Source organism: Asticcacaulis sp. (assembly GCF_020217185.1).
Classification (GTDB): Bacteria; Pseudomonadota; Alphaproteobacteria; order Caulobacterales; family Caulobacteraceae; genus Asticcacaulis.
In genome coordinates this window covers 1-10,000 of record NZ_JAIWNX010000248.1, presented here as the reverse complement: position 1 = coordinate 10,000, position 10,000 = coordinate 1, and the positions used below count along the sequence as shown (strand labels likewise).

9 protein-coding genes are annotated in these 10,000 nt (G+C 63.3%); 3 read left to right on the top strand and 6 right to left on the bottom strand.

The features are described 5' to 3' along the window. Window positions 1-47: 47 nt before the first annotated feature. Window positions 48-1,871: an ABC transporter ATP-binding protein gene (locus LDL37_RS12410; protein WP_290798766.1), complete on the bottom strand. Its 1,824-nt coding sequence runs from the start codon at window positions 1,869-1,871 to the stop codon at window positions 48-50. Window positions 1,872-2,303: 432 nt separating this feature from the next. On the opposite strand from LDL37_RS12410, the gene LDL37_RS12405 reads away from it, so the two are divergent. Together LDL37_RS12405 and LDL37_RS12400 are read left to right on the top strand one after the other, a co-directional pair. Then, window positions 2,304-2,996 carry a protein tyrosine phosphatase gene (locus LDL37_RS12405; protein ID WP_126424109.1) on the top strand — a complete coding sequence of 231 codons (693 nt, stop codon included), beginning with the start codon at window positions 2,304-2,306 and terminating at the stop codon, window positions 2,994-2,996. A 62-nt stretch (window positions 2,997-3,058) separates the two neighbouring features. Then, window positions 3,059-3,379, top strand: coding sequence for a hypothetical protein (locus tag LDL37_RS12400; protein WP_290798762.1), 321 nt, complete (start codon window positions 3,059-3,061; stop codon window positions 3,377-3,379). A 146-nt stretch (window positions 3,380-3,525) separates the two neighbouring features. On the opposite strand, the gene LDL37_RS12395 is transcribed toward LDL37_RS12400, so the two are convergent. Genes LDL37_RS12395 through LDL37_RS12385 form a run of 3 tightly spaced genes read right to left on the bottom strand, consistent with a single transcriptional unit; the run spans window position 3,526 to window position 5,940 of the window. Further along, a complete protein-coding gene (locus LDL37_RS12395; protein WP_013480963.1) occupies window positions 3,526-3,750 on the bottom strand; it encodes a DUF4170 domain-containing protein in 225 nt (74 codons plus the stop codon). Between the two features lie 10 nt (window positions 3,751-3,760). After that, window positions 3,761-4,573, bottom strand: a complete 813-nt coding sequence (locus LDL37_RS12390; RefSeq protein WP_290798757.1) for a 3'(2'),5'-bisphosphate nucleotidase CysQ — start codon at window positions 4,571-4,573, stop codon at window positions 3,761-3,763. Further along, entirely contained in the window at window positions 4,573-5,940 is a 1,368-nt protein-coding gene (locus LDL37_RS12385) for a TldD/PmbA family protein (RefSeq protein WP_290798754.1), read from the bottom strand. Before LDL37_RS12385 ends, LDL37_RS12390 begins: the two co-directional genes overlap by 1 nt. Before the next feature lie 189 nt (window positions 5,941-6,129). Between LDL37_RS12385 and LDL37_RS12380 the strand changes: the two genes are divergently transcribed. Further along, on the top strand, window positions 6,130-8,094 hold the full coding sequence (locus LDL37_RS12380) for an EAL domain-containing protein (RefSeq protein WP_290798751.1): 1,965 nt from the start codon (window positions 6,130-6,132) through the stop codon (window positions 8,092-8,094). Here the strand turns inward: LDL37_RS12380 and LDL37_RS12375 are convergent. Together LDL37_RS12375 and LDL37_RS12370 are read right to left on the bottom strand one after the other, a co-directional pair. Continuing rightward, complete coding sequence (locus LDL37_RS12375; RefSeq protein WP_290798748.1) at window positions 8,091-8,258, bottom strand: DUF6496 domain-containing protein; 168 nt, start codon at window positions 8,256-8,258, stop codon at window positions 8,091-8,093. The genes LDL37_RS12380 and LDL37_RS12375 overlap by 4 nt on opposite strands. Before the next feature lie 55 nt (window positions 8,259-8,313). Further along, on the bottom strand, window positions 8,314-9,558 hold the full coding sequence (locus LDL37_RS12370) for an SGNH/GDSL hydrolase family protein (protein ID WP_290798745.1): 1,245 nt from the start codon (window positions 9,556-9,558) through the stop codon (window positions 8,314-8,316). Between the last annotated feature and the right edge of the window lie 442 nt (window positions 9,559-10,000).

Below are 10,000 nucleotides of genomic sequence, written 5' to 3'. Positions count from 1 at the left end.
CAGCCGCGCCATAAAGGCCTGAAAGCCGTCGGATTCGAGCAGGAACTTCATGCGTTTGCCCCTTCCGGGACGCGCTCGAACTGCGTGCGGTAAAGCTCGGCATAGAGGCCGCCGCGCGCCAGCAGGTCGTCGTGCGTGCCGCGCTCAGAGATGCGCCCGTCGCGCAGGACCAGGATCAGATCGGCGTGGCGCACGGTCGAAAGGCGGTGCGCGATCATCAGGGTGGTGCGCCCGGCCATCAGCCGCTCCAGCGCCTGCTGCACCTTGACCTCGGACTGGGTATCGAGGGCGGAAGTGGCCTCATCGAGCAGCAGCAGCGGTGCGTCTTTCAGGAAGGCACGCGCAATGGCGATGCGCTGTTTCTGCCCGCCGGACAGGCGTGACCCGCCTTCGCCGACGCGGGTATCAAGACCATCGGGCAGGTCGTCGATAAATTCCAGCGCCGCGGCGTCGCGCGCCGCCTGCACGATCTCTGCCTCGGTGGCGTCGGGGCGGCCATAGGCGATATTGGCGCGGATGGTGTCGTCGAACAAAAACGGGTCCTGCGACACCAGAGCGATATGAGCGCGCAGGGATTTGAGCGTCACGGCGCGCTGCGGCGTCTCACCGAAGCGGATTTCGCCGCCCGTATAGTCATAAAAGCGTGGAATGAGGTTGAGCAGGGTCGATTTGCCCGATCCCGACGGCCCGACCAGCGCCACCGACTGACCCGCCCACGCTTCAAAGCTCACCCCGTCCAGCACCGGCTTATCGCCATAGGCGAAGGCGACATTCTCAAACGTCACCCGGTCAAAGGGTTTCAGCGCTTGCGCATCCGGCGCATCGGCGATTTCCGGCGCGACGTCCAGCGCGGCAAACAGGCGGCGCGCCGCGGTAAAGCCTTCGGCCATGACGGTTTGCAGATTGGCCAGTTGCCGCAGCGACTGCCCCGCCGCGCCCAGATAGGAGATATAGGCCGTAAAGCCGCCCAGCGTCATGGCGCCTGACTGAGCGCGCCAGCCGGCATAGACGACAACGAGCGCCAGCACGATGGTGGTCAGGGCTTCGGTCACCGGGGCGGCGGCGGCGCGGGCATTGGCGCCCTTGATGATGTGCTTCTGACGCCGCGCGATAACGGCATCGACGCGGCCCTGCTCATAGGCTTCGCGATTGTTGATCTTGACGATCTTGACGCCATCAAGGCTTTCCATGATGGCGGTCGATAGGGACGAGGTTTCGTCCATCGCGCCCTGCGCGGCTTTTTTGGTGCGGCGGTTATACTGCCCCAGCACCGCCGCGATGACCGGTCCGGCGATCAGCACGCCCAGCGTCATGCGCCAGTCGATAAAGGCCATATAGGCCAGCGACCCGATGACGATGCCGCCGTGCTGGACATAGTTGACGACGCCATTGGTGGTGGCTTCGCGCATCAGACCGGCGTCGAACAGCACCGAGGACAGGTAGCTGCCCGAATGCGCCTTGTTGAGGTGGCCGAGGTCGGCATGGACCATATTGCCGAACAGTTGCGACTGAATACGCCCGACAAGCTGGTGCCCGACGCGGTTGACCGAGGTGGCTAAGCCCAGTTGCGACACCAGCCGCACCAGCGTTGCCCCGATCATCACCGCCGGTACCCAGATCAGCGGGTGGGCCGCGACAAAGGCCGGGACTTCGGAGGCCGCAGCCGAATCGCTTTCGCCGAACAACAGTTCGATGCCGGGCTTCAGGCACCAGATGACGAATGAGGTCGAAACGGCGACCATGACGGCGCAGACGAGCGCCAGCCCCAGAAAGCCTTTGTATTTTTGCAGATAATCACGCCACACCCGCGCCATGACGGCGCGCGAGCCGGTCTCCGGCAGGGCAGGGGTATCGGCGGCAATGGGGGTCATGAAAACGTGTAACTCTCTGAACCTCAAACTATATAGGGATATGCCACGGACGGGCAAAGCCAATAGTTTGTCTTCCGGCGTGGAAATCTGTATATGGCGCGCTTGGATCATCTTCATACCTCCCCAACTTGTTGGGGAGGGGGACCGCACGAGCCTGTCTGAGCCTTGGCGAAGACAGGTGAGATGGGGTGGTGGGGGCCTTCTTAAGCCCGGCGAGCGCGACGGGTTGAAACGTCGCAAGCCCCCCTCCGTCACGCCTGCGGCGTGCCACCTCCCCCGGCACGCCGGGGGCGTATGAGGGTAGAGCGATATGTCGAAAAGTGTGAGCGGTTTTCGACAAAAATATCGCGACAAAACAAAAATTTAGAGCGAAATGGCGATTCCTCTTAAAGTCATTTCGATCTAGAGCGCTCATTTTTTAAATGGTACCCCGTGAAGCTGTTCAAGAAACGTAAAACGCCCAAGGTTTTCGACACCTCTACTCCATGGGGGCTGTTCAAGACCTATCTGGCCTTTCTGTGGAACGACCACGCCTATCTGCGGCTGGGCTTCACCAATGCCCACTGGATCGACGATAAGATGGTGCGCACCAACCAGCCGTGGCCGTTTCAGCTCGCCTGGTTCAAAAAGCACGACGGCATCCGCACGGTGATCAATCTGCGCGGCGGGCAGGGGGCGTTTTTCGCGCTGGAGCGCCATGCCTGCCAAAAACTAGGGCTCGATCTGGTCGATTTCATCGTCACCTCGCGCGATGTGCCCTCCGCCGAAGCCATCCTTGAGGCCGAAAAGCTGTTCGACAGCATTCAGTATCCGGCCCTGATGCACTGTAAATCCGGGGCGGACCGCGCCGGGATCATGAGCGTCCTGTACCGCCACCTGCACCTCAAACACCCCCTGAGAGAGGCGGTTTCGGAACTGGGTCTGCGCACCCTGCACATGAAGGCGGGCAAGACGGGCGTGCTCGACTATATTTTCGACTGCTATTTTGCCGAGGGCGAACCGCGCGGCATGTCCTTCGTCGAATGGACGCAGTCGGACCTGTATGATCCGGTAAAGATCAAGTCGGACTTCAAGGCGGCGTGGTGGGGCACGCTGCTAACCGAAAAGATTTTCCGCCGCGAGTAGGTGACGTTGCGCGCGGGTCGTTTTTCGAGCAAGATTTGAGACGACTGCGAAGGAAAACGAGTATGGCCATGTCGCTGAAATTCATCGCTGTGACGCTGGCGGCTTTGGCCCTGACGGGTTGTGCGTCCACGCCCGAACCCGCGGCGGGCAGCCCGCAGGCCACCCTGCCGTCGCCCAGGGCGTGCAAGGCGCGCGATCTGGTCTTTACGAAAGACGCCAATGGCAAGGGCTATTGCGTCACCGAGGCGCAGGCCAGGTGCCAGCAATCGGCGCTTCTGGTGCTGGGCGACGCCGATTGTCTCAATACGCTGATGTGGAAGGACAATACGTCGCGTCCGGAACCGCTGCCGCGCGGCACGGCGGTGACCCCGACGAAGAACTGAGAGCTAGATCATTATGATTTCTGGCAGAAATCATAATGATCTAGATTTTTGTTTAGCCCCTCGCCGGGCGGTGGCTTTGCCACCTTGGCCGCCGCCTCAATGGCGGCTTAAGCGGAATGATTCCACTAGAAACCATTCCGCTCTAATTAATCGTTGGCCGGGTTCAGCAGACGGTGGGCGTGGATGACGAAATAGCGCATCAGGGCGTTATCGACCGTCGATTGCGCCTTGGCGCGCCAGGCGGTCTTGGCCTCTTCGTAGCTGGCATAGGCGCCGACAAATTCGACCGCCTTGAGGTCCTTGAAGTCGGTGCTGCCGGGGGCTTGCAGTTCGCCGCCGATGACGATGTGAAGCAGTTGTTTGTCGCTCATGGTCAAACTCTCAGAGGGTTTCGAGGGAAGGAAGGGCGGCGCAACGACGCCGGATTTCGGGGTAAAGACCTGAATTGGCGCAGATCAGCGAGGCTTTGAGGCTGTCGGGGGCGTTGAAGTCGTAGGCCTGCCCCAGATGGTCGGAGACGATGGCCCCGGCCTCATGGCAGATGAGGGTGGCCGCCGCCACGTCCCAGTCGCGCTTGGGCGTCAGGGCCAGTGTGAAATCGGCGCGGCCCGCCGCCACGCACACCATGCGATAGGCGACCGAGGGGCGGGAGGTTATGTTCATCTTCGGCCACGGCTCCGGCCAGATGTCGCGGCCGAACAGGCGGGCATCGCCGATGCCTTGGGCCACGCTGAGGTCGGTGGTGGCGGAAGCGCGGATCGGCTCACCGTTCAAAAACGCGCCTAACCCCTTGCCGGCGCTGTACATTTCCTGCGCGTCGGGCGCATAGACCACGGCGGCGACGGGCTGGCGCGCCTGCACCAGGCACAGGGCGATCGTCCAATAGGGCGAGCCCTTGGTAAAGCCCATGGTGCCGTCGATGGGGTCGAGCACGAACAGGTGCGACTGCGTCAGGCGGGCGGGCGTGTCGGGCGATTCCTCGCTCTGCCAGCCATAGCCGGGGCGCGCGTCCAAAAGCGCCTCCTTCAGCCACAGATCGACCTCCAGATCGGCATTGGTGACGATGGAGCCGTCTGATTTATAAGAGATGTTCAGCCCCTGCGCCTTGAGGTGCTGGGCCAGCGCCCCGGCGCGCCGCGCCCGGTCGATCAGCAGATCAAGCTCATCCTGAAGCGTCGGCGCGGCCCGGCTCATCACTTGCCCCCGATGCTCAGGCCATCGACCAGAATCGAGGGGGTATCAAGCGTCCCCTTGATCTCAAGGTCTGAGGCGGGCTCAAGGCGCGCGAAAATGTCGATCAGATTGCCGGCGACAGTGATTTCATTGACCGGGTGCGTCAGTTCGCCGTTTTCAAACACAAAGCCCGACGCCCCGGCCGACCAGTCGCCGGTGTCCGAATTGACGCTGGGGCCGAACATCGAGGTAATCAGCACCCCCGAACCGGCGGCGGCCATCAGGTCGGCAGGGGAGCGCGTACCGGGGCTCAGCGTCACATTGTGCGCCGAAACGCCCGCCGGATGCGCCAGAGAGCGCGAGGCGTGCCCGGTCGAGGCCATGCCCAGTTGCCGCCCGGCGGCGCTGTTGAGCAGCCACGTGGTCAGGATTCCGTCGTCGATCAGGGCGCGCTCACGCACCGCTACGCCTTCGTCGTCATAAAGGCACGAGCCCAGACCGCGCGGGCGGAACGGATTGTCGATGATGTGCACACCGGGTGCGAACAGGCGCTGGCCCAGCCTGTCCTTCAGATAGCTGGAGCCGCGCGCCACCGAGGGGCCGGAAATGGCCCCTAGGAACAGGCCAATCAGCGACTTGGCCGTGCGGGGTTCAAACAGGACCGGGGCGGTGCGGCTGTCGATCTTGCGCGCGCCCAGCGCTTTCAAGGCGCGCTCAGCGGCCATATGCCCGGTCGCTTCGGGCGACGGCAAATCGGACAGGTAGCGCGTTGAGCGGCCTTCGCCATCGCGCTCCATGCCGCCGGTTTCGTCCGTGGCGATCAGGCGCGCCGACTGAAACGACAGGCTGGTGCGGTGGTGGCCGGCAAAGCCGTCCGAGGTCAGAAGCTGCCAGCGGGTGAAGCTCTGGCCCGCACTGGCCGCGTCGCTTTGCAGGCGCGGGTCGATCAGGCCTGCGGCTTCACAGGCCAGCGCCCGTTCGCGCAAGGCATCGGCGCTCAGCTCTGTGGGGTCGAAAATATCCAGTTCCACGCCGTCACCGCGCCACAGCCGCGCCGGGTCGGCCAGACCGGCATAGGCATCATCCGGGGCCAGCCGCGCCATGGCGACGCAGCGTTCGACCAGCCGCGCCAGCGTGCGCTCTGAAAATTCGGAGACCGAGACGACGGCCTGTTTCTGACCGACAAACACCCGCAGGCCCAGATCGGTGGCCTCATCGCTTTCGACGGTTTCGACGGCCCCTTTGCGCACGCCCACGCTGAGCGAGCGGCTTTGCGAATAGACGGCTTCGGCGGCATCCGCCCCCTGCGCCTGCGCCAGACCGATGACGTGCGCAAGCAACGCCGTAGAATCGGTGCGGGCGGGGGTGTCTGTTTGCGTGTGCAGCATAAGGTCTTTCTTAGGCGCGCCGGGGGGCGGGGCGCAAGTCTCAATTGGAACGATTCCCCGCAAAGCATATCATAACCTTGTTTTACAGGATTATTTCCTACAGATTAGTATAATCTTTAGGGCATTCCTCTAGGTTGTGACCTCTGTGGCGCAGGCTCTGTTGACTGCGCGTCATCCTGCAGGGGTCTTATGCTGTCACTGACCGAACGCACCGGAGACTTGCGTCGGTATGCTTACCGGCTGTGGCGTCGTCTGAAGGCGAGCCACAGACAGAGTGAAGTCGATACGGCGGAGTTGAAGCGTCAGCGCGCCATTGCCTTGCGCCCGGTCGTGCGCGGTCTGTGCGGCGTGGTCGGCAGCTACTATATCGTCATTTTCATCTCCCATTTTTTCTATGAAAAGGGGATGGACCTGCCGATCATGGCCTGTCTGGGGGGGCTGACGGCCATAACCGGCCTGTCCTTTTTCCGCTGGACGCGCGGGGCCGAAAGCGTGGAGCGGCTGGAGCTTGCCACCCTGATCGTCAGCCTTTTGATGTACACCAATGTCGTGGTGTCTCAGTACCTGCACTTCGTGCCGGCCAAGCTGATCTATTTTGTGCTGATGACCCTGGTCTTCGCCACCTCCGCCGTGTCGCTGCGGGTCGTGGTGCCGACCTCGCTTCTGGCCATTGGCACCATGTTTGTCATGGCGCATCATGCCGGTTTCCCCGTGCTCAAGCAGCATATCTGGGTCGGTATCGGCGGGATTGTCACGGCGCTGGGCATGGCTGGCATCATGCGCAGTACCATTTTCCGCGCCGTTCATGCCCGGCTGGTGGCCGAAAAGCACCGCCACGAGGCGCAGATTCTGGCGCATTACGACGCCCTGACCGGTCTGCCCAATCGCCGCAGCTTTTTCACCGAGCTGGATGTGGCGCTTGTGGGGGCCAAGAACGGCCACGCCTTTGATCTGGCCCTGATTGATCTCGATGGTTTCAAACCGGTCAATGACCTCTATGGCCACAGCGTCGGCGATGCCCTGCTGATCGAGGTCGGCAAGCGTCTGCGCGCCGTCGTGGAGTCGCGCGGTGTCGTGGCGCGGCTGGGCGGAGACGAGTTCGCCCTTATCCTCAACGGGCAGATGCCTGACGACGATCTGCGTCGCTTCGGCGAAGACCTCTGCGACGCCTTGCGCGAAACCTATGTGCTGGGCGGCGGGGTGTGCGCCAATATTTCCGGCTCGGTCGGCTTCGTGCATTCGGACGCGGAGGCCCAGTGGAACGCCTCGCAAATGCTGGAGCGCGCCGACTACGCGCTTTATTACGCCAAGCAGAACCTGCGCGGCGCGCCGGTCATCTTTGACCGCCGCCACGAAAACGAGATGCAGGATTTCGGCGCCGTCGATCAGACCCTGCGTTCGTCCGACCTCGAAAGTGAACTCTATATCGTCTTCCAGCCGCAGATCGACCTCAAGGCGCAGCGCACGGTCAGCTTCGAGGCGCTGGCCCGCTGGCAGTCGGAAAAGTTGGGGCCGGTGCGACCGGACATCTTCATCCGCGCCGCCGAACGCTCCGGCCTGATCAGCGACATCACCCTGATCCTGCTGCGCAAGGCGCTGGTGGCGGTGCGCGACTGGCCGAATGATATGCGCGTGTCGTTCAACCTGTCGGCGCGCGACCTGCGCTCGCTGCCGGCCATTGCGCGCATCTGCGACACGGTAAAGGCGTCGGGCGTCGATCCGAAGCGCATCGAGTTCGAAATCACCGAAACCGCCATGCTCAGCGACTTTGATCAGGCGCTGGAGGCTCTGGCCCTGCTGAAAGGCATGGGCAGCCGCATCGCGCTCGATGACTTCGGTTCGGGCTATTCCAGCTTCGGCTACATCCATCGGCTGCCGGTGGACAAGATCAAGATCGACCGCAGCTTCGTTACCCAGCTTCTGCGCCACGATTCGACGGTGAAGATCGTCAAGACGCTGATCGACCTGTGCGGTAACCTGTCGCTCGACCACGTCATCGAAGGCGTCGAGACGGCGGCGGAACTGTGCCGTCTGGAAGAGATCGGCGCGCGCTATATTCAGGGCTATTACTTCTCACAGCCCATGCGTAGCGAGGCCATCACCGCCTATCTGGACGCCGAGTCGTGGCGTGAGGGGCTGAAAAAGGCGGGTTAGCTGTCCTTCCCCTTTTTCGAGGCTCCGGCCTCGCTAAGGGCGATGGCAATGGCCTGATCGCGATCCTTGACCCTGGCGCCACTGGCGCTTTTCAGATCGCCGTCCTTGAATTCGCCCATGACCTTTTCGATCTTGCGCTTCTGAGCCGGGGTTTGCTTGGGCATGGTCCATCCTCCTGTGTGGGCGGCAGAGTCTGCGCCCTCACGCATCAGGATGCGATCAGGCTTTGCGCACCCACTGAAAAGCATTGAGTGGGATCGACTGCGCCATCTTCGCCGCCCCGGCGTCATTGGGGTGCAGATTGTCGGCCATGCCCAGCCCCGGCAAAAGCCAGCCGGGACGCGCCGGGTCTTCCAGCGCCTTGTCAAAATCAAACAGGCCGTCAAAGACATCGCTACGCCTTAGCCACGTATTCAGCGCCACGCGCCGCGTCTCCTTCTCGTCGTTGTAATAGTCTTTGAAGGTCGTGCCCTTGAACGGGGTGAGCGTCGCCGCATAGGTGCGGATGCCGTGCGCCTGCGCGCGGGCGGCAATCTGGCTGAGGCCCATCTTCAGGTCGTCCAGCGGGGCATAGCCGGGACTGTCCGGACCACCCGCGTGGCCGAGGTCGTTAATGCCGATCAGCAGCACCACAGCGGCGACATTGGGCTGGGCCAGCACGTCACGGTCAAAGCGCGCCAGAGCGCCGGTGCCAAACCGCGCCCAGGTGCCATGATTGAGCAGCCGGTTACCGCTGATGCCGGCATTGACAACGCTTAAGGGGATGCGGGCGGCGCTGAGGCGCTGGCTCAGCACGTCGGGCCAGGTGCGGCCCTGATCCGGCGTTATGCCGTAGCCGTCGGTGATCGAGTCGCCAAAGGCCACCAGTGCCTGCGTCTTCGGGGTGGCGACCTCGACGCCGGACACCCACGGGAAGGCATTGCCGATGCCGATATCGGGCTTGATGGTGGGCAGTTCGGGAGCCGCGGTCTGGGGCCCGCTGGCGACGTAAAGCGCGCTGCGCTGGATTTCGTGCAGGGTGGTCAGGGGGGCGGGGCCCTTGACGTACAGGCTTACGGCGAGGTCGCTGTGGGCCGCCACCGTCAGGGGGATCGGGTCGCTGAGGACATAGGCCCCCGGCGGGATCGTCACGGACGTCTGGCCGTCAAAGGTCGCGGCGCGGTCGCTTTGTGGGTCGATCCGCGCGCCGGACAGGCGTCTGGCGATGCGCAGGGCGTCCATGCGCAACGGCGTGTCGCCATAGGCGTTGGACAGGCGGATACGCACGGCGCTGCCGCCCGCGCTGAGGCGCACGATCTGACGCAGGGTGAGATCCTGCGCCTGCGCCTTGTTGCCGGAGGGCTCCGGCGCGGCGTACCACGACGGTGTCCAGTGTTGCGTCGTTCGGGCCAGCGCCGGAAGGGTCAGCGCGGCCCCGGCGGCGCTCAGCCCCGACATCAACGCGCGGCGGTTCAGAATGGACATGGCGACTCCCCTGATGGCTCTTTTGGCTTTGGGCGCGCATCTAACGCGATTTTGCGGCTGAGGGAAACAGGGTTTGGGTTAGCCACGGAAAGACACGGATGGCCGCTGGCGCGGCGGGCACGGATGTTCATTGCACAACTGAGAGGCCCGGAGCGCGGATCATCCGTGTTCGGCGGGCGAAGCCGCCATCCGTGTCTATCCGTGGCAAAAAAATCTATCCCCGCTGCGTCATCGACAATTTCAATCACTTAAGCGCATTTTCTCACAATCTGTCCCCGCCGCGTGAACCTCTGTCATGCTGAGCCCATGACACAGATCGCCCCCCACATTCCCGCCGCCCACACCGCCTTCTATGACCGCCTGATGCGCCTTGCGGATCAGATTCTGACCGCGCTCGAAACCGCGCCGCGCCCCACCACGGCTATCGAGATTGGCCGCACCG